The sequence below is a fragment of the Halomonas sp. NO4 genome (assembly GCF_010994375.1).
Lineage (GTDB): Bacteria > Pseudomonadota > Gammaproteobacteria > Pseudomonadales > Halomonadaceae > Halomonas.
Genome location: NZ_WHMA01000004.1, coordinates 50,952 through 75,585, shown reverse-complemented (window position 1 = coordinate 75,585; position 24,634 = coordinate 50,952). Strand labels below are relative to the sequence as shown.

The following is a 24,634-nucleotide window of genomic DNA, read 5'->3' as shown; positions in this document are numbered from 1 at the left end:
AGGGCCGGGTCGCGGCTGTCAGTCATCGAGCTTTCCGCGGATCAGGTCGCGAATCACTCGCCGCCCGGGGTGCAGGTGATCCACCAGCGGCTGCTCCAGGGGCAGCGGCTCGTCGCAGATCATCGAGGCCAGCAGCTCGGCGCACAGCGGCGCGCTGGCCAGGCCGCGGGAGCCGTGGGCGGCGCTGATCCATAGCCCCTGGTGGTGCCGGCCGGGGGTGTCGGGCACGCGGGTGGCGTCCTTGGCCAGGGCGGCGTAGTCGGCCCGCCAGGCCGCGGCGTCGGGCACCGGTCCGCAGTAGGGCGATTTGTCGGGGCTCGCCGCGCGCACCCCCACGCGGGCGGTGAGCCGCTCGGGCGAAAGGTCGGTACCGGCGGCGCGCAGGCCGGCGACGAAGTCGGGCAGGCCGCGCTCCAGTTCCGCCAGGTTGGCGGCGTGCTCTCGCTCGCGCTCCGCCATGTCGGTCTCGCCCGGGGCGAAAGTGGCGCCCACATTGAGCACGCCATCCGCCGCCGGCGGCACGTAGCCGCCGGCGCAGACCACCCGGCCCAGTTGCGGGGCTCCCGCTGGCACCTTGAGCTGGCTGAGCTGGCCGCGCACCGGCTGCAGCGGCAGCGATTCGGTCTGGGCGAAGCCGGCCGCCTCGCTGGCGGCGGCGATCACCACCTGGTCGGCCTCGATGCGCTCGCCGTCGGCCATCTCCAGCGCCCAGCCCGCTTGGCTCTCGTGCAGCGCCACCACCTCGCCCCGCTGGAAGCGGACGCCCGGCGTGGCCGCCAGCTGCGCGCACAGCTCCATCGGCCTGACCCAGCCGGCATTCGGGTAGTCCAGCGCCGGCCCCTCGACCCTGACCCCGGCGGCGGCACTGGCCGCCTCGGCGTCGAGGCCGCGTACCACGCTCTCGGGCAGCGGATGGTTGGCGAGAAAGCGCGCCTGACGCGCCTGCTCCTTCTCGCTCAGCGCCAGCTGCAGCACCCCGCTGGGCTGCCACAGGCCCTGCTCGGGATCGAGCTGGGCCAGCCAGCGCCGGCTATGCAGCAACCCGGCCAAGTAGGTGCGGCTCTGCCGGTTGGTGTCGACGGCGAGCTTGACGTAGAGCGCCCCCTGCAGATGGGTGGTGCCCAGGTCGGCCCGGTGAAAGCGGTCGATCAGCGTGACCGCGATCCCGCGCCGCGCCAGGGCGGCGGCAGCGCTGGCGCCGGCGATGCCTGCCCCGATCACCGCCACCTGGCGGACAGGGCGAGGGGCGGGCGGCGTGAACCAGGGCGTGCCTTCCCGCCGGGTGTCGGCGGGGGGTGTGGGGATCTCGCCGACGAGCATCTCGCGCTTGCGCCCGTGCCCCGGCGCCTTTCGCCAGGCGAAGCCGGCATCAGCCAGGCCGCGCTTGACCACTCCGGCGCAGGTGAAGGTGGCGAAGGTGGCGCCGGGCCGCGAGCGCTCGGCCACGGCGCGAAACAGCGCGGGCTGCCACATTTCCGGGTTCTTGGCCGGGGCGAAGCCGTCCAGGAACCAGGCGTCGACCTTACCCTCGAGCAGCGCGAGGCGCTCGGCGGCCTCGCCGAAGTGCAGGTCGAGGGTGACGCGCGCGTCGAGCCACAGGCGGTGCACGCCGGCGACCGGTTCGGGCCACTGGGCGACGAGCCGCGCGGCACGCTCGGCGAGATCGGGCCAGGCGGCGAGCGCCTGGGCCAGGTCGTCGCGGCTGAGCGGATGGCGCTCCACCGACACCAGGTGCAGGCGCGCCGCCCGCGGCGCCTGGGCATCGAAGCGGGCCCAGGCGCACAGCATGTTGAGACCGGTGCCAAAGCCCGTCTCGCCGATCACGAAGGGGCGGGCGGCCGTCCAGGCAGCGAAGCGCTCGCCCAGGCGATTGCCGTCGATGAAGACGTGCTCGGTCTCGGCGCGGCCGTCCTGGGCCGAGAAGTAGACGTCGTCGAACTGCATCGAGTGCGGCGCCCGCGTGCCGTCAGTGGCGAGGGTCCAGGCGAGGCGGGCGGGGGTGAGGCCAGCCAGCGGCGGCAGCGGGTCGTGGGCAGCGGACACGGCAGTCTCCGGGGGCGGCTGGGCGCCGCGCAGGTGCTCAAGAAATGATCAGTGGCCGCCGGGCGGCCTGCCATGGGGGATGGCGACAGGCGTCCGCGGCGTTTCAACAGCGTTATCCACAGCGACTGTGGGCAAGACGTTGTGGACAGCGGGTGCCGGACCGCGACGCCAGGGAAGCGGGGCCGGCGTGGGCTCGCCTCAGGGCAAGACTTTCTTGAACGGCTTGACCGTCACCTTGGCGTAGACCCCGGCGATCACGAAGGGATCGGCGTCGGCCCAGGCGCGCGCCGCCTCGAGGCTCTCGAACTCCGCCACCACCAGGCTGCCGCTGAAGCCGGCCTCGCCAGGGTTCTCGGCGTCGATGGCCGGATGGGGGCCGGCGAGCACCAGGCGCCCCTCGTCACGTAGCTTCTCCAGGCGGGCGAGGTGGTCGGGGCGGGCCGCCAGGCGACGCTCCAGGCTGTTCTTGACGTCTTCGCTGATGATCGCGTATAGCATCGCGGACTCCTCGACAGGCGCGGCAGGGCCGCGGGACTCGAACGGGCGCGGGCGTTGACCGGTCGGGGCCGGGCGCGCACCATGGAGCCATTATTCTGACAAAGTCGCTCCCCGGCGTCATGCCTATGCCCCAACTGCCTGCCCGCTTCACGGGCGATCCCGCCCCCTTGGGGATCGACCTTCACATGCACTCCACCGCCTCCGATGGGGCCCTGGCGCCGGCGGCGCTGGTGGCACTCTGTGCCCAGCGTGGCCTGTCCCTGATGGCGCTCACCGACCATGACACCGTGGCAGGCGTCGCCGAGGCGCAGCGTGCCGCCCACGAGCATGGCGTCACGCTGCTAGCGGGCACCGAGCTCTCGACGCGCTGGTCGGGGATCAATATCCACGTAGTGGGTCTGTTGCCGAAGGGTGCCCGAGGAACGCTGGTGGCCGGCCTCGAGTCCCAGGCGGAGGCGCGCGAGCGGCGTGCCGAGGTGATCGCCGCGCGCCTGGAGAAGGTGGGGCTGGCCGATGCCTTGGCGCGGGCCCGCGAGCAGGCGGGGGCGGCGCGCCCCTTGGGCCGCCCCGACTTCGCCCGAGCACTGGTCGCGGCGGGGCTTGTCGCGGACATGGGGGAGGCCTTCCGCAAGCACCTCGGCAACGGCAAGGCGGGCGACGTCAAGGCGCACTGGCCGCCGCTGGCCGAGGCGGTGGGCTGGATCCTCGATGCTGGCGGCGTGGCGGTGCTCGCCCATCCGCTGCGTCACAGCCTGACCCGGCGCAAGCGCGGGCTGCTGCTCGACGACTTCGCGGCGGCGGGGGGGCAGGCCGCCGAGCTGGTCAGTGGCTTCCAGAATCCCGACGTGACCCGCGACCTGGCCCGCCAGCTCGACGAGCGCGGGCTGCTGGCCTCGCTGGGCAGCGATTTCCACTTTCCGGGCGGCTATCTGGCGCCGGGCAGTATGAGTCCGCTGCCGCGCACCGCGGTGCCGCCCGTGTGGAGCCACCCGTGGCTGGCGACAGGTCTCGAGGCCGAGCCGGCCGTCCTGTAGCGCTGGCCGTCCAGCAGCAGGCGTGGTGCGCGCGCTCCCGCGCCGGACACCGATCCACCATGAACGACAGGAAGCGATCATGAGCCAGTACTTCGAGATTCATCCCGACAACCCCCAGAAGCGCCTGATCGATCAGGCCGTCCAGATCATTCGCAACGGCGGCGTCATTGCCTATCCCACCGATTCCGGCTATGCGCTGGGTTGCCACTTGGGTGAGAAGAAGGCCATCGAGCGGATCAAGTGGCTGCGTTCCCTCGACGACCGGCACAACTTCACCCTGGTGTGTTCCGACCTCTCTGAGATCGGCACCTACGCCAAGGTCGACAACGCCGTCTTCCGCCTGCTCAAGGCACATACGCCGGGTGCCTACACCTTCATCCTCGACGCCACCTCCGAGGTGCCGCGGTTGCTGCTGCACCCCAAGCGCCGCTCCATCGGCGTGCGCGTGCCCGACCACCGCATCACCCACGACCTGCTCGCCGCGCTCGGCTCGCCGCTGATGAGCGTGACGCTGATCCCCGACGGCGACGCGCTGCCGATGACCGACCCGGAGGCGATCCGCGAGCGTTTCGGCGCCCATCTGGACCTGGTCATCGACGGCGGCGCCTGCCACCTCGAGCCGACCAGCGTCATCGACCTGCGCGAGCTGCCGCCCAAGGTGGTCCGCGAGGGCCGCGGCGACGTCTCCCTCTTCGTCGAATAGCGTCTTTTTCGAATAGCGTCTTCGTCGAGTCGTGCCGCCCTCGCTAGCGGCGCGACTCCTCCTCTCCGGCCTGCGCCCGGCGCGGGTCCGGCGTGGTCTCGTCGAGCCAGGTGCCGCACTTGAGGCAGTAGCGGGCCCGCTTCTCGTGGCGGTCGTGGCCGCAGCCGGGGCACGCCTCCTCGGAGTAGCGGTCGGCACGGATCGAGCGGATCACCTCCGCCGAGAAGACCCCGGTGGGCACCGCGATGATCGAGTAGCCGATCAGCATCACCAGCGTCGAGATCGCCTGGCCGAGCGGGGTGACCGGCACGATGTCGCCGTAACCCACCGTGGTGAGGGTGACGATGGCCCAGTAGACGGCAATGGGAATGCTGGTGAAGCCCGCCTCGGCCGGTTCGATCAGGTAGATCAGGGCGGCGAAGATGGTCACCAGCATGAAGACGGTGAACAGGAACAGGAAGATCTGGTGCGTGCTGCGCCTGAGTGCGCCGAGCAGTAGCCGTCCCTCGCCGACGAACTGCATGAGGCGCAGCACCCGGAAGATACGCAGCACGCGCAGCACGCGCACGATCACCAGCGACTGGGCACCGGGAATGAGCAGCGTCAGCCAGGTGGGCAGGATCGCCACCAGGTCGATCACCCCGTAGAAGCTGCGCAGGTACTGCAAGGGGCGCTCGAGGCAGTAGACCCGCACCGCCAGCTCCAGGGTGAAGGCCAGGGTGAAACCCCATTCGATCCAGTAGAAGAGGGGGCCGTACTGCGCGTGGTAGGCGGGCACGCTGTCGAGCATCACCACGCCGATACTGCTCAGGATGGCGACGATCAGGGCGATGTCGAAGCCCTTGGCGAGCGGCGTGTCCGACTCGAAGACGACCTGGAAGACCCGGGTGCGCAGGCCCTCGGCGGCGGGTTTCATGGGGTGCTTCATGAAGAGGGCTCCGGCGCGTCGGGGGCGGCGTCGTCGAGGCGTCGCGCCAGGTCCAGGGCGACCTGCCCGAAGGCGGGGGTGAGCCAGTCGGGGGCGGCGAGCCGGCCGGCCAGGTCGCGGGCCTCGCGGTCATCGAGGGTCGTCAGGGCCTCGGCGGCGAGCCGGCGCCAGCGATCGTCGCCGGTGTCGGTCAGGGCGTCCAGCGCGACCATGGCGCGCTTGAGCCAGGCCAGCGGCGGCCCCCCCGCAGGCAGCGACCAGCGGCCGGCGAGCAGCGCTGCACCGCGGGCGGCCTTGCTGGTCTCCGCCGGGCGCAGGGCCACGCTGTCGGCAAACTCGGTGGCGAGCTGCCAGAGGGCGCGGGTTGGCCCGGCCTGCAGCTCCAGTTCCAGCTCGCGGATCGGCGCCCGTTGCGTGCCGCCGCGGATCTCGCCTTCATCGAGCGCCACTTCGATGCGCGCCCCCTCGACCGCCAGCGTCCAGGCGTGGCGGGTGAAGTCGGTGGTGAAGCGGGGCGCCAGCTGCTCGAGGACGTGCCCGCCGAGGGCGGCCAGGGGCGGCAGCTCGGCAAGCCCGGACAGGTCGAGGCCGGGACCCGGCACGGCCCACTCCCATTCGCCGCGGCGGCTCAGTCCCCCGGCCCCCTTGCCCTCGGTCTTGAGCGTTTGGCGCAGGCTCGCGCCGCGGCGGCGCAGGCGCAGCGCCATGCGCGCCTCCTCCAGTGCGCCGTCGGGCGTGTCGTAGTAGGTGTTGGCCAGCCTCAGCACCTCGGAGGCGACCCCTGCCAGGCGCGGATGGCGGGCCAGCCGCGCGGGGCCGCTCGTGCCCAGTGCCAGTTTCAGTTCGATCTCTTGGCCCATGGCGGCTTCCTGTGGCTGATGAGTGTGACGGTTGGATGACAAACTGGGGTCACTAATTTTTCAATGACGTGACAGTAGGGAGTCACTATACTGTCGCCGCCATTTCCTAAGCGCATGATACGCCATGGTGACACCCAATCCGTTCTCGGCGATGTTCGGTCGCTCGCCCTTCCAGCCGCTGCTGGCCCACATCGTCAAGGCGCACGAGTGCGCCGACAAGCTGCTTCCGTTCTTCGAGGCGTCGCTCGGGGGCGACTGGGACGAGGCGGCCAGTATCCGCGAATCCATCACGCGCCTGGAGCACGAGGCCGACAGCCTGAAGACCGAGCTGCGCCTCAACCTGCCCAACACCCTCTTTCTGCCCGTCTCGCGCAGCGACCTGCTTGACCTGATCAGCGTACAGGACAAGATCGCCAACAAGGTGCGCGATATCACCGGCATCATGCTGGGCCGCAAGATGCAGGTGCCCGCTGAGCTGGCCGGCCCCATGCGCGACTACATGCAGACCGCCGTGGCCTGCGTGGCCCAGGCGCGCCAGGCCCTCGAGGAACTCGAGGACTTGCTGGAGTCCGGGTTCGGCCGCCACGTCTCCGACGTGATGCAGAACCTCATTCGCGAGCTGCACGTCCTCGAGCAGCAGGCCGACAACCAGCAGGTGGCCATCCGCCGCCAGCTGTTCGAGCTGGAAGACCGGCTCAAGCCGGTCGACGTCATCTTCCTCTACAAGATCATCGACTGGGTCGGCGAGCTCTCCGACCGCGCCGAGCGCGTGGGCAGCCGCCTGCAGATTCTCACCGCCCGCTGAGTTTCCGGCCCGCCATCGCGGGCCGTGTTCGTTAATCCGACAGCTACATAGGAATCCACCCTATGTCGATCATCGTGCAATACGGCGACACCTTCATCATCCTGGCCTGCCTGTTCGGCTTCTTCATGGCCTGGGGCGTAGGGGCCAACGACGTCGCCAACGCCATGGGCACCTCGGTGGGGTCCAAGGCGATCACCATCAAGCAAGCGATCATCGTCGCCGTGCTCTTCGAGTTCCTGGGTGCCTGGCTGGCCGGCGGCGAGGTCACCGACACCATCCGCAAGGGCATCATCGACCCCGCCATGCTCGAGGGCGATCCACAGCTGCTGGTCTACGGCATGCTCGCCTCGCTGCTCGCCGCGGCGACCTGGTTGCTGATCGCCTCCATGAAGGGCTGGCCGGTCTCCACCACCCACTCCATCGTCGGCGCCATCGTCGGCTTCGCCATGGCGGGGCTGGGGCTGGAAGCCATCGGCTGGGCCAAGGTGGGCCAGATCGCTGCCAGCTGGGTGGTCTCGCCGCTGCTCTCCGGCACCATCGCCTTCACGCTCTTCAAGTCGGTGCAGCACCTTATCTTCGAGGCCCGCGACCCTTTCGCCGCCGCCAAGCGCTACGTGCCGTTCTACATCCTGCTGGTGGGCTTCGCCGTGGCCATGGTGACGCTCACCAAGGGCCTCAAGCACGTGGGGCTCGATCTGGGCTTCGGCGCCAGCCTGCTGGTGTCGATCCTGTTCGGCCTCGCCGTGATGCTGCTGGGCATGCAGATGGAGAAGCGGGTCCAGGCCGGCAGCCGCCAGGTCGACCACTTCGGCTTTTCCGGCGTGGAGCGAGTGTTCGGCTCGCTGATGCTGTTCACCGCCTGCGCCATGGCCTTCGCCCACGGCTCCAACGACGTGGCCAACGCCGTGGGGCCGCTCGCGGCGGTGATCAGCGTGGTCTACAGCGAGGGCGCCATCGACGCCACGGCCCTGGTGCCCTGGTGGGTGCTGGTGCTGGGCGGTGGCGGCATCGTGGTGGGCCTGGTCACCTACGGTCACAAGGTGATCGCCACCGTGGGCACCGGCATCACCGAGCTGACGCCGAGCCGTGGCTTTGCCGCGACGCTTGCCGCCGCGGTCACCGTGGTGCTCGCCTCGGGCACCGGCCTGCCGATCTCCACCACCCACACCCTGGTGGGCGCGGTACTCGGCGTGGGCCTGGCGCGCGGCATGGCGGCGCTCAACCTGCGGGTGATCGGCACCATCGCCATGTCCTGGCTGATCACGCTACCGGCCGGCGCCGGCCTGGCGATACTGTTCTTCTTCATGTTCAAGGGCATGTTCGGCTAAGCGCGAGCCACGAGCCATGGGCTGCGGGTGGATGGAGCATCGTCAGCCCGAAGCCCGAAGCCCGAAGCCCGAAGCCCGAAGCGGCGGTACCATGCCAGTGGTGCCGCCGTTTTCGTGGCTCTGCTATAGTCGAGTTCTCATATAGCCTCCTTCACCTGCTGCCGGAGTGCGGCCTTGGATACTCGCTTCCCCTTCGTCGACTGGTTCCGCAATTCCTCGCCCTACATCAACGCCCACCGCGGGCGAACCTTCGTCATCCTCATCGAGGGCGAGGCGATGGCCAACGGGCGCGGCGAACAGCTGATCCAGGATCTGGCCCTGCTGCACACCCTGGGCGTGCATCTGGTGGTGGCCTTTGGCATCCGCCCCCAGGTGCAGCAGGCCCTCGCGGCGGCCGGCATCGCGCCGCGGCGCCATGAGGGGCGCTGGGTGGCCGATACGGCGATCATGGGTCACGTGGAGCGCATCGCCGCCGAGCAGCGCCTGTGGCTGGAGGCGCGCCTGTCGCTGGGACTGCCCAATACGCCGCTGCACGGGGTGGAGCTCACGGCGGTGTCCGGCAACCTGGTGATGGCCAAGCCGCTCGGCGTGCGCGAGGGGATCGACTTCCACCACAGCGGTGAGGTGCGCCGCGTGCGGGCGCCGGCCGTGCAGGGCCTACTCGAAAAGGGCTCGCTGGTGCTGCTGCCGCCGCTCGGCTTCTCCAGCACCGGCGAGGTGTTCGACCTCGACGCCGCCGAGGTGGCCCAGCAGGCCGCGGTGGCGCTTTCCGCCGACAAGCTGATCCTGCTCGGCGAGGCCCCGGGGCTCTATGACGAGAGCGGCGCCCTGCAGCGCCAGCTCACCCCGGCCGAGGCCGAGCCGCTGCTCGCCGGTGCGACCCCGGGCAGCGAGGCAGCGCGTCACCTCACCGCCGCCTGCATCGCCGCGCGTCACGGCGTGGCGCGCACCCACCTGCTGTCGTGGCACGACCACGACGCCCTGCTCGGCGAGCTCTTCACCCGCGACGGCGTGGGCACCATGATCACCCAGCACCGCTACGAGCAGCTTCGCCCCGCCGAACTGGGTGACGTCGGGGGCCTGCTGGAGCTGCTCGAGCCGCTGGAGCGGCGCGGCATGCTGGTGCCGCGCTCCCGCGAGCGCCTCGAACACGAGATCGACGATTACCTGGTCATCGAGCGTGACGGCATGGTGGTGGGTTGTGCGGCCCTGCACGCCTTCGGCGAGGCCGCCATGGGCGAGCTGGCCTGTGTGGCGATCCATCCCGATTACCGCGGCGGCGCCCGCGGTTCCGTGCTGCTCGCCGAGGTGGAGCGTCGCGCCCGGCGGCTGGGCCTCTCCGCGCTCTTCGTGCTCACCACCCATACCGCCCACTGGTTCGTCGAGCACGGCTTTGGCCCGGCGGACATCGCGGCCCTGCCGCCGCTCAAGCGCGACACCTACAACCACGCCCGCCAGTCCAAGATCCTCGTCAAGTCGCTGGCCTGAGCTGGCGAGGCTGTCGCCGAGCGGCAACGGCGACCGATCTGTTGTCGCCAAACGGTAACATTGCAAGCAGTTGATTTAAAAGAGAAAACAAGGAACGGTAGCCAGGGCGTCGCCGGGTGGCGACGTTTTGGGCACCCGATGACGCCGCAATCCCGCCGCCTGGCCGGCAAGGCCACGTTTCTTCAATTTCAACCCATTGATTTTACAGGTAATGTCCAGTTTCTGGCACGTCTGTCGCTATATACAGAGTGAGCAGAGACAGTGGTTCAACGGCTCGAACCATTGGGTCGCCGAATCACCCGGGTATCACCCCATGCCCTGTGCACCCGGGTCTCGATGACCGGCATCTGTTCCGCGATGTGTAACTCGTTTGCATAACCGGGTTGCGATGAGACGGGTACCGCCAAGCGGCAAGGAGGGGTACCAGCGGGCACGGATGCCCTGGCATGGACGCCTCATCCCCTGCGGGGGATCGAACATCGCGACAGCGCTCTCGGCCAGCCGAAGCGGTGTCGCTGCGAGACGAAGCAGGGCGGTTCGCCGCCCGGCTGTGACGACCAGCCCCTGGTGGCGTCGATACCGGCACAGCGCTTCGTGGGCCCCCGGGCCCATGGGAAAATGCGGGACATGGCTCGACCAGGCGAACGATGCCCCTGTTTTCCCGACCCTTCAGTTCCCTGCGTACTTGGGCCGGCCATGCCGGCCCTCTTTTTTTGGATCCCTGTCTTTTTTGAATCACTGTCGGACAGCGTGCGACACGTTGACCGCCCGTGAGAGACCCTCGAGACGCGACGAACTCTGATATCCTGCAGGCATGCCCATGGCGGTACCCTATCGACTCCTGAATAGAACGCTGGTCATGACCACACAGGTCTCGCGTCGTTGGCGCCCTCGCTCGCTGCTGCAGCTCGTGCTGCTGGCCTTCTTTATTGTGATGCTGCCCCTTGGCGTGCTGATGTTCCAAGCCAGCCAGGCGCTGACCGAGCTGTCGCGCCTGGCCGATGTCAGTGCCCGCCAGGCGGTGGAAGAGACCCGCCGCGCGCGCACCCTGAGCGCGCTCGCCCTGGAGATGGAGCGCAGCGCGCGCCAGTATGCCGTACTCGAGCAGGAAAGCCTGAGGGAGATCTTCGCCGAACGGCATGACGAGTTCTCCGAGTTGCTCGCCGCCCAGAGCGAACTGCTGCCCGACGAACCTTCGGTAGAGGCATTGGGCCGACAGCTGGTGCTGCTTGGTCAGTTGCCGGCGCTGGAGGGGGAGAACCTGCAGGCCTGGTTGGCGCTGTTCGGGCCCTTCGCGCAGCAGACCGAGGCGATGCGCCAGGCCACCAACCAGAAGATCGACGCCCGCATCGAGCGCATTCGCGCGCGCGCCGAGACCGTGCAGACGCGGCTTTGGGTGCAGACCGGCGCGATGGTCTCGGCGAGCCTGGTGCTGATGCTGCTGTTCAGCTGGCTGATCATTCGTCCCGTGCGTCAGCTCGAACGGCGTATCCTGGGCATCGGCAGCGGCGTGGAGGGCCCCGGGGCCCGCGACATCCAGGGGCCGGCGGAACTGGTGCGGCTTGGCGAGCGCCTCGACTGGCTCTCCTTGCGCCTCGGCGAGCTGGAGGCGCAGAAGCAGCAGTTCCTGCGCCACATGTCCCACGAGCTCAAGACCCCCCTGGCTAGCGTGCGCGAAGGCTCGGCGCTGCTCGCCGACGGCGTGGCCGGTGAGCTCTCGCCGCGCCAGCGCGAGATTCTCGAGCTGATCGACACCAGCGGCGGGGAACTGCAGCGACTGATCGAGCAGCTGCTCGACTACAATCTCCTGCAGCACCACCGGCCGGTGGATCTCGAGTGCCTCGACCTGGCCACCCTGGTCAAGTCGACGCTCTCCAAGCATCGCCTGGCGCTGGAGAACAAGGGCATGCGTGTCACCGCCTTCGATGGCCCGCTGGACTGGGTGGTCGATCGCACGGCCACCCGGCGCATTCTCGACAACCTGGTGTCCAATGCCATCGCCTATGGCGACGACGGCGGCGAGCTGGAGATTCGGGCACGCACGGCGCGCGACCATCTGATACTCGAGGTGGCCAACGAGGGCCCGCCGATTGCCGCGGAGGATCGCGACAACCTCTTCGAGCCCTTCTACCAGGGGCGGGCGCGGCGCAAGGGGCCGCTCAAGGGCTCCGGCATCGGCCTGTCGGTGGCGGCCGACTGCGCGCGGCTGCAGCAGGGCTCGCTGCAGCTGGTGGAAGACGCCCGCCTGCCGGTGTGCTTCCGCCTGGTGCTGCCGCGCCAGGCGCAACCGCAAGATATCATCGCCGATCATTCGCCGCTCGTCGCGACGGGCAACGACGCAAGGAACTGACCATGAGCCTCGATCCATGAGCCTGTTTCGCTCTCTCGGTGCTGGCGCGGTGACACTGTGGCTCGCCGGTTGCCAGTGGATTCCCGAGCAGCCCCTCGGCGGGGCCGAAACCCAAACGCCAGACGTTGCCGTCGCCTGTTATGCCGAGGTGCCGGACTTCGAGGACGAGGCCTGCCTGCTGCCCGACTGGATCGGCTTCGGCCTCGCCTCCCAGCGCGGTGATCGGGAGTGGCGCGACGCCATGCTCGCGCGTCTGGAGGGCGAGGCCAAGGCGCAGCGCCTGGCTCGCGCCGTGACGCTGGCGTGGGGCAGCGAGCGCGAGTGGGACCGCGCCTCCGAGCTCTACAAGGCCGACCTGCATGCCGCCCCCGCCGACCTGCAGCCGCTGCTGCGCTACTGGCTCAACGAGCTGGAAGGCCGTCGCGCCATGGCGCGACGGCTCGCCAGCACCCGCGAGGAGCTGGCGGCCCTCGAAGCCGCGAATGTCGAACTGGCCGAGAAGCTCGAGGCGCTGACCGATATCGAGCAGAACATCAACCTGAGACAGCAGTCGCCCTGAGCGACAGGGAGAGACGACGTGATGGAAGCGGCACGACCGCATGACAGTCGCCAACCGGGCTCCCGCACGAGCATGGCCCCCGCTGCCGGGGCGCAACCGACCGGACCGGCGCGACTCGCCCAGGCGCATATCCTGTTGGTCGACGACGACGTCAGCCTGCTGCGCCTGCTGGGCATGCGCCTGGAAAGCCGCGGCTTCCGGGTGACCACTGCCGAGAGCGGGGCGGAGGCGCTGCGCTGCCTGGAGGCCGAGCGCCCCGACTTGGTGCTCTCCGACCTGCGCATGGACGAGATGGACGGCCTGGCACTGTTCCAGGCAATCCAGCGCGAGGTGCCGGGCCTGCCGGTGATCATCCTCACCGCCCACGGCTCGATCCCCGATGCCGTGAGTGCCACCCAGCAGGGGGTGTTCGGCTTTCTGACCAAGCCGGTGGACCGCGACGAGCTGTTCGCCGCCATCGATGACGCCCTGGCCCATGCCCCGGGCAGTAGCGAGGGCGACATCGCCTGGCGCGCCGACATCATCACCCGCAGTCCCGAGATGGAGCGGGTGCTGGAGCAGGCGCGCATGGTGGCGGCCTCCGACGTCAGCGTGCTGGTCACCGGCCCCTCCGGGTCGGGCAAGGAGCTGCTGGCGCGTGCGATCCACCAGGCCAGCCCGCGCGCCGACAAGCCGTTCGTGGCCATCAACTGCGGGGCGCTGCCCGAGCAACTGCTCGAGAGCGAGCTGTTCGGCCACGCCAAGGGTGCCTTCACCGGCGCGGTGAGCGAGCACCGCGGCCTCTTCCAGGCCGCCGACGGCGGCACCCTCTTCCTCGACGAGATCGGCGACATGCCGCTGCCGCTGCAGGTGAAGCTGCTGCGCGCCCTACAGGAGCGCCAGATCCGCCCGCTCGGCTCCACGACCACGGTGCCGGTCAACGTGCGCATTCTCTCGGCGACTCACCGCGACCTCGGCCAGGCGATGCACCAGGGCGAGTTCCGCGAGGACCTCTTCTATCGCCTCAACGTGGTCAACCTCAAGCTGCCGCCGCTCAAGGAGCGTGCCGAGGACGTGCCGCTGCTCGCCCGCCACCTGGTGACCCAGGCGGCGAGCCGCCACAAGCCCTTCGTCAAGGGCTTCTCGCCGGAGGCGCTCAACCTGCTCGCCACCAGCGCCTGGCCGGGCAACGTGCGCCAGCTGGTCAACGTGGTGGAGCAGTGCGTGGCGCTGACCACCTCGCCGATGATCCCCGAGGCGCTGGTGGCCCAGGCGTTGGCCGCCGAGGAGAGCGCGCTGCCCACCTTCAGCGACGCCCGCGCCGGCTTCGAGCGCAGCTACCTGATCAAGGTGCTCAAGATCACCGAGGGCAACGTCACCCAGGCCGCGCGCATTGCCGGGCGCAACCGCACCGACTTCTACAAGCTGCTGGCCCGCCACGACCTCGAGCCCAGCGCCTTCAAGCCGGGTGGTCAGGCGAGCGGCTGAGCGTCGGCAGGGTTCGGGTTGTGGCTCAACGGCGCCACCGCCGCTTCACCGCCACCGTCAGCCGTCCCTCGCCGAGCCGCGCGGTGAGCGGCTGGCCGGGCCGGGTGTCGGTGGCGCGGCGGATCGCCTGGCCGCGCTCGTCGGTGAGGATCGCGTAGCCGCGGCCCAGCACGGCCAGGGGGCTGACCGCCTGCAGCTCGCGGGCCAGGGCGCCCAGGCGCTCGCGGCTGATCGCCAGGCGCTGCGTCATGGCCTGCTCGAGCCGAGTGCGGGCGCGTGCCAGGCGGGTGCTGGCCTCGGCCACCTCACGCTCGGGTGGGTGGGCAGCCAGGCGGCGGCGCAGGTGGTCGAGATGGCCGCGCTCGCTGTCCAGCCGGCGCGCCATGGCCCCGGCCAGGCGGGCTTCCAGGCTGGCCAGGGTGTGGCGCTGGCGCCTGAGCCCTTCGCCGGGGTGGCGCAGCCGGGCCCGCAGGTGGTCGAGGCGCTGCCCCTCGCGCTCCAGTCGGCCCTGGGCGGCGCGGGCGAGGCGCCCTTCCAGCACCGCCAGGCGGTGCGTCAGGTCGCGACGGTCGGGCACCAGCTGCTCGGCGGCGGCCGAAGGGGTGGGGGCGCGTGCGTCGGCGGCGAAGTCGGCCAGCGTCACGTCCACCTCGTGACCCACCGCCGACATCACCGGCAGCCGCGAGTGGAAGATCGCCCTGGCCAGGTGCTCGTCATTGAAGGCCCACAGGTCCTCCAGGCTGCCGCCGCCGCGGGTCACCAGGATGGCGTCGCGCTCCGGGTCGAGGGCCGACTGGCGATTCACCAGGCCCAGGGCGGCGATGATCGCCGGCGCCGCCTCTCGTCCCTGCACCGGCACCGGGATCAGCGTCACCTCGGTGAGCGGCCAGCGCGCGGCAAGCACCGCCAGGACATCGCGGATCGCCGCCCCGGTGGGCGAGCTGAGCACCAGCAGGCGGCGTGGCGGGTAGGGCAGGGGTCGCGCATTGGCGAACACGCCCTCACCGCCGAGCTTGGCCTTGAGCCGCTCGAAGGCAACCAGCAGCTCGCCTTCCCCGGCGGCCTGCACTGCCTCGGCGATGAGCTGGTAGTCGCCGCGCGGCTCGAAGATCGACAGCCGCCCGCGCACCCGCACCAGATCGCCGTCGCGCAGCGGCGCGGCGACGAAGCGCGCGCGGTTGCGAAACAGCGCGCAGCGCAGCTGGGCGCGGTCGTCCTTGAGGGTGAAGTAGACGTGCCCCGAACGCGGCCGCGACACGCCGGAGAGTTCGCCCTCCACCCACAGCTCGTCGAAGTCGCGCTCCAGCGCCTGACGGGCGCGGCGGTTGACGTCGCTGACGGAGAGGGTTTCGGGGGAAGCGGGCATGGGCTGGGCTCCTCGCAGGCGTCGCCACAGCCTACCATGCCGGGGCGCCCGTGACGCCGCCGCGCGAGGGGCGTGGCGGCGTCATGCGCTGGGGCGGGAATCAGTTGTTGCCGTCGGACAGCGTGTCGCGCGCCGCTTCCCAGGCGCGCTGGGCGTTCTCCTGGGTGGTCTCCCAGGCACGCTCGGCGCCCTCCTGGGTCTGCTGCCAGGCGCTCTGGGCGCCTTCCTGGGTCTGCTCCCAGGCATCGCGGGCCTGCAGCCGCGCCTGCTGCCACCAGGCGTCGCTGAAGACCGGGTAGTTCTCGAGCTCCGCGGCGGTGGCGTCGAGCATCACGCGGTGTTCGACGTCGTCGTCGTCCTGCGTCTCGGTGAGCAGACTGAACTGACCCGCCTCGACGATGATCTCGCGGCCGCCCAGGCCCAGCACGCTGCCGCTCTCGATCACCAGGGCGGTGACCTGCATGGCCTCGTTGAAGAGGATGTCTTCCACCTCGCCGACTTCCTGGTCGGGGTTCTCGCTGAGGTAGACCTCGGCGTCGAGGATGTCGTCGGCCGAGTAGATCCCCTGGGGCTGGTCGGTGGTCTGGGCAGCCGTGCCCAAGGCGAAGCCGCCGGCGAGGGCGGCAACGGTGAGGGTCAGAAGCTGACGTGGGCTACGGTTGTGCATGTCGGTACTCCTCCAGTGAGTGCGGGTCCGGAGAGTGTCATTCCGGCAAGTGTGAGTCCGGTGTGGGGCACGGAGCGCAATCGCCCCGGCACAGCATGCGACAGCGGGAATCCAGTCCAGTTTCCTGATGTAAGCGGCGTGACGCTTGACGACCCCTTCGGTCCGTGACGCAACGGCCGGCGGGGCGTTATAATGGTGGATTAATTTCACCTCCCCCTTCCCACCAGCTCACTGGGTGTTGCCGATTATGTTACGTATGGCCCAAGAAGCTCTTACGTTCGATGACGTATTACTCCTGCCCGGTTATTCCGATGTCCTGCCCAAGGACGTCAGCCTCAGGACCCGCCTGACCCGCGACCTCGCCCTCAACATCCCGCTCGTCTCCGCCGCCATGGATACCGTGACCGAAGCCCGCCTGGCCATCGCCATGGCCCAGGAAGGCGGGATCGGCATCATCCACAAGAACATGACCATCGCCCACCAGGCCGCCGAGGTGCGCAAGGTCAAGAAGCACGAGAGCGTGATCGTCAAGGATCCGGTCACCGTGGGGCCCAAGGCCAAGCTCGAGGATCTGCTGGCCATGGCCAAGGAGTACGGTTTCAGCGGCTTTCCGGTGGTGGAGGGCGAGACGCTCGTCGGCATCGTCACCGAGCGCGACATGCGCTTCCAGCCCAACCACGGCGACAGCGTGGCCGACATCATGACTCCGCGCGAACGCCTGGTGACCGTGCCCGAGGGCACCGGCCTCGAGGTGATCAAGGGCAAGATGCAGGAGCACCGCGTCGAGAAGATGCTGGTGGTGGACGACGCCTTCCACCTGCGCGGCCTGGTCACCTTCCAGGACATCGAAAAGGCGCGCACCTTCCCCCACGCCGCCAAGGACAGCGACGGCCGCCTGCTGGTGGGGGCTGCCGTGGGTACCGGCCCCGAGACGGCCGACCGCATCGGCGCCCTGGCCGAGGCGGGCGTGGACGTGGTGATCGTCGACACCGCCCACGGCCACTCCAAGGGCGTGATCGAGCGCGTGCGCTGGGTGAAGGAACACTTCCCGCAGATCCAGGTGGTGGGCGGCAACATCGCCACGGCGGAAGCGGCCAAGGCCCTGGCGGAAGCCGGCGCCGACGGCGTCAAGGTGGGTATCGGCCCCGGCTCCATCTGCACCACCCGCGTGGTGGCCGGCGTCGGCGTGCCGCAGATCACCGCCGTCTCCAACGTCGCCGCGGCCCTCGAGCCCTACGGCATCCCGCTGATCGCCGACGGCGGCGTGCGCTTTTCGGGCGATCTGGCCAAGGCCATCGCCGCCGGCGCCAGTGCGGTGATGGTGGGCGGCCTCTTGGCCGGCACCGAGGAGGCCCCGGGCGAAGTGGAGCTCTACCAGGGGCGCACCTACAAGGCGTACCGCGGCATGGGCTCGATGGGCGCCATGGCCCAGAACCAGGGCAGCGCCGACCGCTACTTCCAGGACAAGAGCGAGGGCGCCGAGAAGCTGGTGCCGGAGGGCATCGAAGGCCGCGTGCCCTACAAGGGCATGATGGGCGCCATCGTCCACCAGCTGATGGGCGGCCTGCGCGCCTCCATGGGCTACACCGGCTGCACCAGCATCCAGGAGATGCGCACCAAGCCGCAGTTCGTGCAGATCACCGGCGCCGGCTTCGCCGAGTCCCACGTGCACGACGTGCAGATCACCAAGGAAGCGCCCAACTACCGCGCGGGTTAACCCAAGCTTGAAGCCGGAAGCTTGAAGCTGGAAGTGGCCGCGCCGCTTCCAGCTTTCGCGTTTTCGGCCCGTTCGCCTCTCAAAGGAAAGGCCCGATGACCGATATTCACGCCCACAAGATCCTGATCCTCGACTTCGGCTCGCAGTACACCCAGCTGATCGCCCGCCGGGTGCGCGAGATCGGCGTCTACTCCGAGGTTCGCGCCTTCGACATCACCGAGGCCGAGATTAGCGAGTACAACCCCAACGGCATCATCCTCGCCGGCGGGCCGGAATCCGTCACCGAACTCGACTCGCCGCGTGCCCCGCAGAGCGTGTTCGAGATGGGCCTGCCGGTGCTGGGTATCTGCTACGGCATGCAGACCATGGCCGAGCAGCTCGGCGGCGCCGTGGAGGGCTCCCGGCAGCGCGAGTTCGGCTACGCCCAGGTGCGCGTGGACGCCGAGACGGCGCTGTTCCGCGACATCAAGGACCACGTCGACTTCGAGACCGACAAGGCGCTGCTCGACGTCTGGATGAGCCACGGCGACAAGGTCGCCCGGGTGCCGGCGGAGTTCACCGTCACCGCCTCCACCCCGAGCTGCCCAATCGCCGCCATGGCCTGGGAGGAGAAGCGCTTCTACGGGGTGCAGTTCCACCCCGAGGTGACCCACACCCGCCAGGGACAGCGCATTCTCGAGCACTTCGTACTCGGCATCTGCCAGGCCGAGCGCTGGTGGACCCCGGCGCAGATCATCGAGGACCAGATCGAGCGCGTGCGCGAGCAGGTGGGTGACCGTCACGTGCTGCTCGGCCTCTCCGGCGGCGTGGATTCCTCGGTGGTGGCGGCGCTGCTGCACAAGGCCATCGGCGACCAGCTCACCTGCGTGTTCGTCGACAACGGCTTGCTGCGCAAGGACGAAGGCAAGCAGGTGATGGAGACCTTCGCCCGCCACATGGGCGTGCGGGTGATCCGGGTCGACGCTGAGGAGCAGTTCCTGTCGCGCCTGGAAGGCATCGCCGACCCCGAGGAGAAGCGCAAGATCATCGGCAACACCTTCATCGACGTCTTCGACGACGAAGCCGCCAAGATCGAGGGCGTCGACTTCCTCGCCCAGGGCACCATCTACCCCGACGTGATCGAATCCGCCGCCAGCAAGACCGGCAAGGCCCACGTCATCAAGTCGCACCACAACGTCGGCGGCCTGCCCGAGACCATGAAGCTCAAGCTCGTCGAGCCGCTGCGCGAGCTGTTCAAGGACGAGGTGCGCAAGCTCGGCCTCGAGCTCGGCCTGCCCTACGACATGGTCTACCGGCACCCCTTCCCGGGGCCGGGCCTCGGCGTGCGCATCCTCGGCGAAGTCAAAAAGGAGTACGCCGACATCCTGCGCGAGGCCGACGCCATCTTCATCGAGGAGCTGCACAAGGCCGACTGGTACCACAAGACCAGCCAGGCCTTCGCCGTCTTCCTGCCGGTGAAATCGGTCGGTGTGGTCGGCGACGGCCGCCGCTACGAATGGGTCATCGCCCTGCGCGCCGTCGAGACCATCGACTTCATGACCGCCCGCTGGGCGCACCTGCCCTATGAGCTGCTGGAGACCGTCTCCAACCGCATCATCAACGAGCTGGAAGGCGTCTCGCGCGTGACCTACGACGTGAGCAGCAAGCCGCCCGCGACGATCGAGTGGGAGTGAGAGTGAGTTCAGACTGACACTGTTCTCAGTCAAGGGGCCTACCAATGGGTAGGCCCCTTTTTTTGCAATCCATCACAGGGTCCGGTGTACTGAGGCTAAGGCCGCTGAAACGGGCGCCAATAACGAGTGGTAAGGAACACAGGGACTGTCGAAGGGAGGTGGCATGAAGGGCCATCACACCATGCCGGGCAGGGCGGTAACCGGTTCGAGTGAGCATTGGACGGAGCGGGGGCATGGATAGGGCGGCCCTCCATCGGCAGTTGGCGCCGGAGGCCTGGCCGCGGCCAGGCCTGTCGCCGCTCAATCAGCTCATCTGTGTGCTGATCCTGCTGGCCTCGCTGGCCGCCGTGCTCGAGACAGAGCCGACCCTGCGTCGCCTGGCACCAGGGCTCTTCACTACTCTCGAGGTGGTCTTCGTCACCCTCTTCGTCCTCGAGTACCTGCTGCGCCTCTATGCAGTGGGGGAAGACCCGCGCTACCGAGGTCTCAGGGGCCGTATCCTCTATGTCTTCTCCATCTGGGCACTGATCGACCTGGTTGCCATCCTCCCGTTCTTCCTGGGCCTCCTTGCCCATAACAACGCCTTCCTGCTGCGGCTGCTGCGCATTCTTCGCATATTGCGCCTTTCGCGCCTGGGGCGTTTCAGCCGAGCCTGGTCGGCGCTGGCTGAAGCGCTGAAGACGCGCGTCCATGAGCTGCTGCTCAGCGTCGGGGTGGCGGGTCTGCTGCTGCTGTTCTCCTCAGCTTGCCTCTATGTGGTGGAGGCTGCCGACCAGCCGGAGGCCTTCGGCAGCGTGCCCCGGGCACTCTGGTGGAGCATCGCCACCCTGACCACGGTGGGCTACGGGGACGTGACCCCGATCACCGCCCTGGGCAAGTTCTTCGCCGGACTCACTGCCGTGGCGGGCATCGGCATCATCGCCATGCCCACCGGCATCCTGGCCGCTGCCTTCAGCGACGCCTTCCAGAACAAGCACAAGACATCAGGAGAGCGAGAATGGAACGACCCGACTTCGTGAAACGTGCCGAGGTGGCACGGCTTATTCCGGTGACGGCTGATACCAACCGGGAACAGCGAGCGGCCTCGATCATGCTGGCCGCCTTGCGTGGTGTACAAGAGTTTCGACAGCTGATGCTGGGTTCGCTGGGACTGCGGGTCGGTAGTCGCGCCTCTCTGGAGGCCTGGACGGAGGTGGAATTGGAGGCCGATGTCGGTGCTGCCAAGAGTGACCGTCCCGATGGACTGATCGTGTTAGAAACGGGGCGCAAACGCTGGCTGGCGCTCGTCGAAGCCAAGATCGGCAATGCCGAGATCGGCGAAGAGCAACTCAAGCACTATCTCCAGCAGGCCAAGAAGAACAAGGTAGATGCGGTACTCACCATCACTAATCAATTCGTGGCCATGCCCTCTCACCACCCGGTGAAGGTGCCGAAGACCATGCTCAAGGGTGTCGAGCTTTTCCACTGGTCCTGGATGTATGTGGTGACTCAGGCGACGCTGCTGCTGGAATCCGGCGAGATCACCTCACCCGATCAGCGGTTCCTGTTGGAGGAGGTGCTGCGTTACCTCGGCCACGAGTCCAGCGGGATCTCCCGTTTCGACAGCATGAACCGCGAGTGGAAGGAGGTGGTGAGCAAGGTGAAGAGCGGTGCCGTGCTGGGCAAGAGCACCGAAGAGGTGGAGAACACCGTCTCCAGCTGGCACCAGGAACAGCGCGACCTCTGTCTGGTTATGAGCCGTAAGCTGGGGCGCCCCGTCAAGCTAAAACTGGCCCGTGCCCACCGTACCGATCCAGTGAAGCGCCTCAAGGACGACTGCGAAGTGCTGGCTAAGGACAAGGTGCTGTGCTGTTGCCTGGAAGTACCGGATGCCGCAGCAGATCTGGAAGTCACCGCCGACCTCACCAAGCGTACGATCGTCTGTTCGATGCGTCTCACGGCTCCTCAAGACAAGAAGCGCAGCACGGCACGGGCCAACTGGCTGGCGCGGCAGCTTCCCAAGGCAGAGCCCGAGGGCATGTTCGTCAAGGCGATTCGTCCTGGCCGTGCCGAGGAGACCCAGGCGACCCTGACCAAGGTCCTCGAAGACGCCGCGGTGCTGGATTCATCGGTCACTGCTGTGGTTCCCAGTGCCTTCGAGGTCTTCTATATGGCTGATCTCGCCCACCGCTTCGCCGGCAACAAGGTATTCATTGAGGAACTGGAGAAGGCGGTGCCGCACTTCTATGAGCAGGTAGGCCAGCGTCTGAGAGCCTGGGTGGCACCGCCGCCCAAGCTGCACCGGCGAGACCCGGTTGAGGAAAAAGCCGACGCCGAACTGGAGGATACGGAGGGGGGGAATGATGATAGGGCAGGGTGGGATGCGGCTGAGTAGTGGTCATTGGCAACGGTCGTCGCGACAAGAGGATCATTGCCTGCGCGCTGGGAGACCATCGACTTCATGACCGCTCGCTGGGCCCACCTGCCCTACGAGCTGCTGGAGACCGTCTCCAACCGCATCATCAACGAGCTGGAAGGCGTCTCGCGGGTGACCTACGACGTTAGCAGCAAGCCCCTCGCGACGATCGAGTGGGAGTAAGGCTTGTGCTGTGTAGGCGACATCGTTCCAGGTTGTGGGTAAAAAGGCTCGTACGCAAGACGTAAGGAGTCCAAGCCATGCCAACACTACCCCATCCCACCCTCCGCCCCGAAACATCAGACGATGCCGAGGCCATCGAGGCCGTCACCGTGGCGGCCTTCCGCGAGGCGCCGCATACCAGCCATACCGAGCAGCATATCGTGCGGGCGCTGCGTGCGGCGGGGGCGCTGGCCGTGTCGCTGGTCGCCGAATGTGACGTCGAGGTGGTGGGCCATGTGGCGGCCTCGAAGGTGTCGATTTCGAACGGCGCACCGGACTGGTTCGGGCTGGGGCCGGTGTCGGTGTTGCCGGCGTGGCAGGGCCGGGGCATCGGCTCGGCGCTGGTGGAGGCGTGCCTGGCGCGATTACGGGAGCGTGGCGCCCGGGGCTGTGTGCTGGTTGGCGAGCCCGGCTACTACCAGCGCTTCGGCTTCCGCCCTCTGCCGGGGCTCATCCTGCCCGGCGTGCCGCCGGAATACTTCATGGCGCTGAATTGGAGCAGCGAACGGCCTGAGGGGCAGGTGGCCTTCCATCCGGCCTTTGCGGCGACGGCCTGATCACCGCTGCTCGCCGGTGAACCGGCTGGCTCTTGCGGCAGCGGGTACCCTATAGGGGTAAGGCCCACCACATGAGGTTCGAATGACACAGCCCGACCTCATCGCCTGCCCCTGCGGCAGCGGCCGGTCGCTCGCCGGCTGCTGCGGGCGATATCACGCCGGCGATCCGGCGCCGACTCCCGAGGCGCTGATGCGTTCGCGCTACAGCGCCTTCGCTCTCGATCTGGCCGACTACCTGTTGGCGACCTGGCACCCGAGCACCCGGCCAGCGAGACTGGACCCGGACCCCGCGACCGTCTGGAAGTGTCTCGAGGTGCTCGAGGTGCTCGAGAGCGGCGAGGAGGGCGAACGGGGCTGGGTGCATTTCCGTGCCACCTTCCGCGAGGGGCGGCGCTGGTCGGTGCTGGAGGAGTCGTCGCGCTTCGTGCGCGAGGCGGGGCGCTGGTTCTATCTCGATGGCAACCCCACTGTCCATCGGCTCAAGCCCGGCCGCAACGCACCCTGCCCGTGCGGCAGCGGGCGCAAGTTCAAGGCCTGCTGCGGCTAGGCCTGGCCGAGTCGGTGGTTGCTCCGCTGCTAGGGTGTTGCACGGGAGAAATGGCAGTGCAATCCCGCCTTCGGCGTCGACTCACCCACTTTGGGCTTTCGGTGGAATCTTGACCACACTGGCAGTGACGCCCTGCATCTCACGCGGCCGATGTCGCGTTGCAGGATTGTGATCCATCCGGCCAGATCGACCACCGCTCACCGAGGGGTATTCCGCCATGGCCCATCACGGCAAGTCCGAGGAGGAACTGCAGAGAGAGCGTGAGCAACGTCATGAGGCGCACTTAGAGAGTTCCTACAAGGCGTTCATCAATGAGCTGTGCCAGCCCGGCGACATGGAACCGGGCGAGGCCGAGTGTGCCGCCACGGCGGTGTTGTGTGCCCTGGAAAACCGCATCCATCCTGAGGAGTCGCAAGACATGGAGGCCCAGCTTCCCCAGAAGCTGCGGGAGCTGCTGGCGCACTGCCGCCATGGCAAGGCGGAGGCGCCGCAGCGGTTCGGCAAGGAGGCCTTCATCGACCGAGTCGCGGCGGATCTCGATGTCACGCCCGAGCAAGCGGAATCGGTGGCGCGCCGGGTCTTTGCCACGGTGCGCGACCAGATCAGCGAGGGCGAGTGTCAGGATATCGAGGGCCAGCTTCCCCCGGATATCGCCGACCTTTGGCGCGCCCCGCCGGTGTGATCCCCGGCATGCACGCTACCTCTGCCAGGGGGGTAGCAATCGGTACCCGAAACGATGGGAGGTGGCCGTATGGATCAGCGTCTCAGCGTGATCACCCTGGGCGTGGGCGACCTGGCACGGGCGCGCCGCTTCTATGAGGAGGGCCTGGGCTGGCAGGTGGGCATGGCCGTAACGGGCGAGGTAGTGTTCTTCCAGCTCAACGGCCTGATCCTGTCGCTCTATCGCCGTGCTGACCTGGCGAAGGATGCCGGCGTGCCAGACCCGGGCAGCGGTTTCGCGGGCATCGCGCTGGCCCACAACGTAGCGATCGAGGCCGATGTGGACCGGGTGATCGGCGAGGCGGAACGCGCCGGCGGCCAGGTCGTCAAGCCGGCTTGCAAGGCGGAATGGGGCGGCTATTCCGGCTATTTCGCCGACCCTGACGGGCACCTGTGGGAAGTGGCGCACAATCCCCATTTCCCCATCGATGACCAGGGCAACACCTGGCTCGGTTGAATATGGATGCCGGCAGTGAGGTGGCATGCTCGCCTGCAGTAGAGGATCATCCGGCACCTCGCCGTCATCGTCTCGGGGGCTCGAGATCCCGAGACGATGCGCAAAGAAGGCCTGAGACGGCCCTGTGCCCGGCGTCCGAAATGGGATGGCCGCTCGGGGCGGCAGACATACAACGAAACGGGCCCGCCTAGGCGGGCCTTGTTATCGAACGGGGCGCTTCGAGAACGCGTTAATCCCGAAAAAACCGTCG

Annotated in this window: 22 protein-coding genes and 1 pseudogene; 17 read left to right on the top strand and 6 right to left on the bottom strand. The window is 68.5% G+C overall.

From position 1 onward, the window contains the following. Positions 1-18: 18 nt before the first annotated feature. Complete coding sequence (mnmC, locus tag FEF15_RS04855) at positions 19-2,043, bottom strand: bifunctional tRNA (5-methylaminomethyl-2-thiouridine)(34)-methyltransferase MnmD/FAD-dependent 5-carboxymethylaminomethyl-2-thiouridine(34) oxidoreductase MnmC (protein WP_163558030.1); 2,025 nt, start codon at positions 2,041-2,043, stop codon at positions 19-21. Between the two features lie 198 nt (positions 2,044-2,241). Then, the gene (locus FEF15_RS04850) at positions 2,242-2,541 is read right to left on the bottom strand and encodes a YciI family protein (RefSeq protein ID WP_163558029.1); all 300 of its coding nucleotides are present in this window, start codon (positions 2,539-2,541) and stop codon (positions 2,242-2,244) included. Between the two features lie 119 nt (positions 2,542-2,660). Between FEF15_RS04850 and FEF15_RS04845 the strand changes: the two genes are divergently transcribed. Next, complete coding sequence (locus tag FEF15_RS04845) at positions 2,661-3,575, top strand: PHP domain-containing protein (protein ID WP_163558028.1); 915 nt, start codon at positions 2,661-2,663, stop codon at positions 3,573-3,575. A 79-nt stretch (positions 3,576-3,654) separates the two neighbouring features. Continuing rightward, a complete protein-coding gene (locus FEF15_RS04840; protein ID WP_163558027.1) occupies positions 3,655-4,278 on the top strand; it encodes an L-threonylcarbamoyladenylate synthase in 624 nt (207 codons plus the stop codon). Between the two features lie 43 nt (positions 4,279-4,321). On the opposite strand, the gene FEF15_RS04835 is transcribed toward FEF15_RS04840, so the two are convergent. Next, positions 4,322-5,206: an ion transporter gene (locus FEF15_RS04835; RefSeq protein WP_163558026.1), complete on the bottom strand. Its 885-nt coding sequence runs from the start codon at positions 5,204-5,206 to the stop codon at positions 4,322-4,324. After that, a complete protein-coding gene (locus FEF15_RS04830; RefSeq protein WP_163558025.1) occupies positions 5,203-6,066 on the bottom strand; it encodes a CYTH domain-containing protein in 864 nt (287 codons plus the stop codon). Before FEF15_RS04830 ends, FEF15_RS04835 begins: the two co-directional genes overlap by 4 nt. A 124-nt stretch (positions 6,067-6,190) precedes the next feature. Here FEF15_RS04830 and FEF15_RS04825 point away from each other — a divergent pair, with 124 nt between their 5' ends. From FEF15_RS04825 to glrR, 6 genes are all read left to right on the top strand, one after another. Next, positions 6,191-6,871 (top strand): TIGR00153 family protein, encoded by a 681-nt coding sequence (locus FEF15_RS04825; RefSeq protein WP_163558024.1) that lies wholly within the window; start codon positions 6,191-6,193, stop codon positions 6,869-6,871. A gap of 62 nt (positions 6,872-6,933) precedes the next feature. Then, on the top strand, positions 6,934-8,199 hold the full coding sequence (locus FEF15_RS04820) for an inorganic phosphate transporter (protein ID WP_163558023.1): 1,266 nt from the start codon (positions 6,934-6,936) through the stop codon (positions 8,197-8,199). Between the two features lie 174 nt (positions 8,200-8,373). Continuing rightward, complete coding sequence (gene argA, locus FEF15_RS04815; protein WP_163558022.1) at positions 8,374-9,687, top strand: amino-acid N-acetyltransferase; 1,314 nt, start codon at positions 8,374-8,376, stop codon at positions 9,685-9,687. 859 nt (positions 9,688-10,546) lie between these two features. Beyond that, a complete protein-coding gene (locus tag FEF15_RS04810; protein ID WP_163558021.1) occupies positions 10,547-12,037 on the top strand; it encodes an ATP-binding protein in 1,491 nt (496 codons plus the stop codon). A gap of 16 nt (positions 12,038-12,053) precedes the next feature. Next, positions 12,054-12,596 carry a hypothetical protein gene (locus FEF15_RS04805; RefSeq protein ID WP_163558020.1) on the top strand — a complete coding sequence of 181 codons (543 nt, stop codon included), beginning with the start codon at positions 12,054-12,056 and terminating at the stop codon, positions 12,594-12,596. A gap of 72 nt (positions 12,597-12,668) precedes the next feature. Continuing rightward, entirely contained in the window at positions 12,669-14,063 is a 1,395-nt protein-coding gene (gene glrR, locus FEF15_RS04800) for a two-component system response regulator GlrR (RefSeq protein ID WP_163558173.1), read from the top strand. Between the two features lie 25 nt (positions 14,064-14,088). Here glrR and xseA read toward each other — a convergent pair whose 3' ends face one another. Further along, positions 14,089-15,429: an exodeoxyribonuclease VII large subunit gene (xseA, locus tag FEF15_RS04795; protein ID WP_163558019.1), complete on the bottom strand. Its 1,341-nt coding sequence runs from the start codon at positions 15,427-15,429 to the stop codon at positions 14,089-14,091. Positions 15,430-15,529: 100 nt separating this feature from the next. Then, complete coding sequence (locus tag FEF15_RS04790; RefSeq protein ID WP_163558018.1) at positions 15,530-16,096, bottom strand: PRC-barrel domain-containing protein; 567 nt, start codon at positions 16,094-16,096, stop codon at positions 15,530-15,532. Positions 16,097-16,343: 247 nt separating this feature from the next. Between FEF15_RS04790 and guaB the strand changes: the two genes are divergently transcribed. The 9 genes and pseudogenes from guaB (at position 16,344) to FEF15_RS04745 (ending at position 24,384) form a co-directional block, all read left to right on the top strand. Further along, positions 16,344-17,813, top strand: a complete 1,470-nt coding sequence (gene guaB, locus FEF15_RS04785) for an IMP dehydrogenase (protein ID WP_163558017.1) — start codon at positions 16,344-16,346, stop codon at positions 17,811-17,813. A 95-nt stretch (positions 17,814-17,908) separates the two neighbouring features. Then, complete coding sequence (gene guaA, locus FEF15_RS04780) at positions 17,909-19,486, top strand: glutamine-hydrolyzing GMP synthase (RefSeq protein ID WP_163558016.1); 1,578 nt, start codon at positions 17,909-17,911, stop codon at positions 19,484-19,486. A gap of 233 nt (positions 19,487-19,719) precedes the next feature. Beyond that, positions 19,720-20,505 carry an ion transporter gene (locus FEF15_RS04775; protein ID WP_163558015.1) on the top strand — a complete coding sequence of 262 codons (786 nt, stop codon included), beginning with the start codon at positions 19,720-19,722 and terminating at the stop codon, positions 20,503-20,505. Then, positions 20,484-21,860 (top strand): hypothetical protein, encoded by a 1,377-nt coding sequence (locus FEF15_RS04770; protein ID WP_163558014.1) that lies wholly within the window; start codon positions 20,484-20,486, stop codon positions 21,858-21,860. The genes FEF15_RS04775 and FEF15_RS04770 overlap by 22 nt, the downstream gene beginning before the upstream one ends. 51 nt (positions 21,861-21,911) lie before the next feature. Further along, positions 21,912-22,064, top strand: a pseudogene (locus FEF15_RS04765) (hypothetical protein); the annotation flags it as partial. A gap of 77 nt (positions 22,065-22,141) precedes the next feature. Then, a complete protein-coding gene (locus FEF15_RS04760; RefSeq protein WP_163558013.1) occupies positions 22,142-22,660 on the top strand; it encodes an N-acetyltransferase in 519 nt (172 codons plus the stop codon). A gap of 82 nt (positions 22,661-22,742) precedes the next feature. Further along, on the top strand, positions 22,743-23,207 hold the full coding sequence (locus FEF15_RS04755; protein ID WP_163558012.1) for a YchJ family protein: 465 nt from the start codon (positions 22,743-22,745) through the stop codon (positions 23,205-23,207). Between the two features lie 217 nt (positions 23,208-23,424). After that, a complete protein-coding gene (locus FEF15_RS04750) occupies positions 23,425-23,889 on the top strand; it encodes a DUF2267 domain-containing protein (protein ID WP_163558011.1) in 465 nt (154 codons plus the stop codon). A gap of 69 nt (positions 23,890-23,958) precedes the next feature. Continuing rightward, on the top strand, positions 23,959-24,384 hold the full coding sequence (locus FEF15_RS04745; RefSeq protein WP_163558010.1) for a VOC family protein: 426 nt from the start codon (positions 23,959-23,961) through the stop codon (positions 24,382-24,384). The last annotated feature ends 250 nt before the right edge of the window (positions 24,385-24,634 follow it).

Coding starts and splice junctions, on each gene's coding strand:
- glrR (WP_163558173.1), top strand. CDS start 12,669: ATGGCCCCCGCTGCCGGGGCGCAACCGACCGGACCGGCGCGACTCGCC.
- FEF15_RS04760 (WP_163558013.1), top strand. CDS start 22,142: ATGCCAACACTACCCCATCCCACCCTCCGCCCCGAAACATCAGACGAT.
- FEF15_RS04835 (WP_163558026.1), bottom strand. CDS start 5,206: ATGAAGCACCCCATGAAACCCGCCGCCGAGGGCCTGCGCACCCGGGTC.
- FEF15_RS04845 (WP_163558028.1), top strand. CDS start 2,661: ATGCCTATGCCCCAACTGCCTGCCCGCTTCACGGGCGATCCCGCCCCC.
- FEF15_RS04830 (WP_163558025.1), bottom strand. CDS start 6,066: ATGGGCCAAGAGATCGAACTGAAACTGGCACTGGGCACGAGCGGCCCC.
- FEF15_RS04775 (WP_163558015.1), top strand. CDS start 19,720: ATGGATAGGGCGGCCCTCCATCGGCAGTTGGCGCCGGAGGCCTGGCCG.
- FEF15_RS04810 (WP_163558021.1), top strand. CDS start 10,547: ATGACCACACAGGTCTCGCGTCGTTGGCGCCCTCGCTCGCTGCTGCAG.
- FEF15_RS04825 (WP_163558024.1), top strand. CDS start 6,191: ATGGTGACACCCAATCCGTTCTCGGCGATGTTCGGTCGCTCGCCCTTC.
- FEF15_RS04770 (WP_163558014.1), top strand. CDS start 20,484: ATGGAACGACCCGACTTCGTGAAACGTGCCGAGGTGGCACGGCTTATT.
- FEF15_RS04745 (WP_163558010.1), top strand. CDS start 23,959: ATGGATCAGCGTCTCAGCGTGATCACCCTGGGCGTGGGCGACCTGGCA.
- FEF15_RS04755 (WP_163558012.1), top strand. CDS start 22,743: ATGACACAGCCCGACCTCATCGCCTGCCCCTGCGGCAGCGGCCGGTCG.
- FEF15_RS04820 (WP_163558023.1), top strand. CDS start 6,934: ATGTCGATCATCGTGCAATACGGCGACACCTTCATCATCCTGGCCTGC.
- FEF15_RS04750 (WP_163558011.1), top strand. CDS start 23,425: ATGGCCCATCACGGCAAGTCCGAGGAGGAACTGCAGAGAGAGCGTGAG.
- guaB (WP_163558017.1), top strand. CDS start 16,344: ATGTTACGTATGGCCCAAGAAGCTCTTACGTTCGATGACGTATTACTC.
- guaA (WP_163558016.1), top strand. CDS start 17,909: ATGACCGATATTCACGCCCACAAGATCCTGATCCTCGACTTCGGCTCG.
- FEF15_RS04840 (WP_163558027.1), top strand. CDS start 3,655: ATGAGCCAGTACTTCGAGATTCATCCCGACAACCCCCAGAAGCGCCTG.
- FEF15_RS04850 (WP_163558029.1), bottom strand. CDS start 2,541: ATGCTATACGCGATCATCAGCGAAGACGTCAAGAACAGCCTGGAGCGT.
- FEF15_RS04805 (WP_163558020.1), top strand. CDS start 12,054: ATGAGCCTGTTTCGCTCTCTCGGTGCTGGCGCGGTGACACTGTGGCTC.
- FEF15_RS04790 (WP_163558018.1), bottom strand. CDS start 16,096: ATGCACAACCGTAGCCCACGTCAGCTTCTGACCCTCACCGTTGCCGCC.
- xseA (WP_163558019.1), bottom strand. CDS start 15,429: ATGCCCGCTTCCCCCGAAACCCTCTCCGTCAGCGACGTCAACCGCCGC.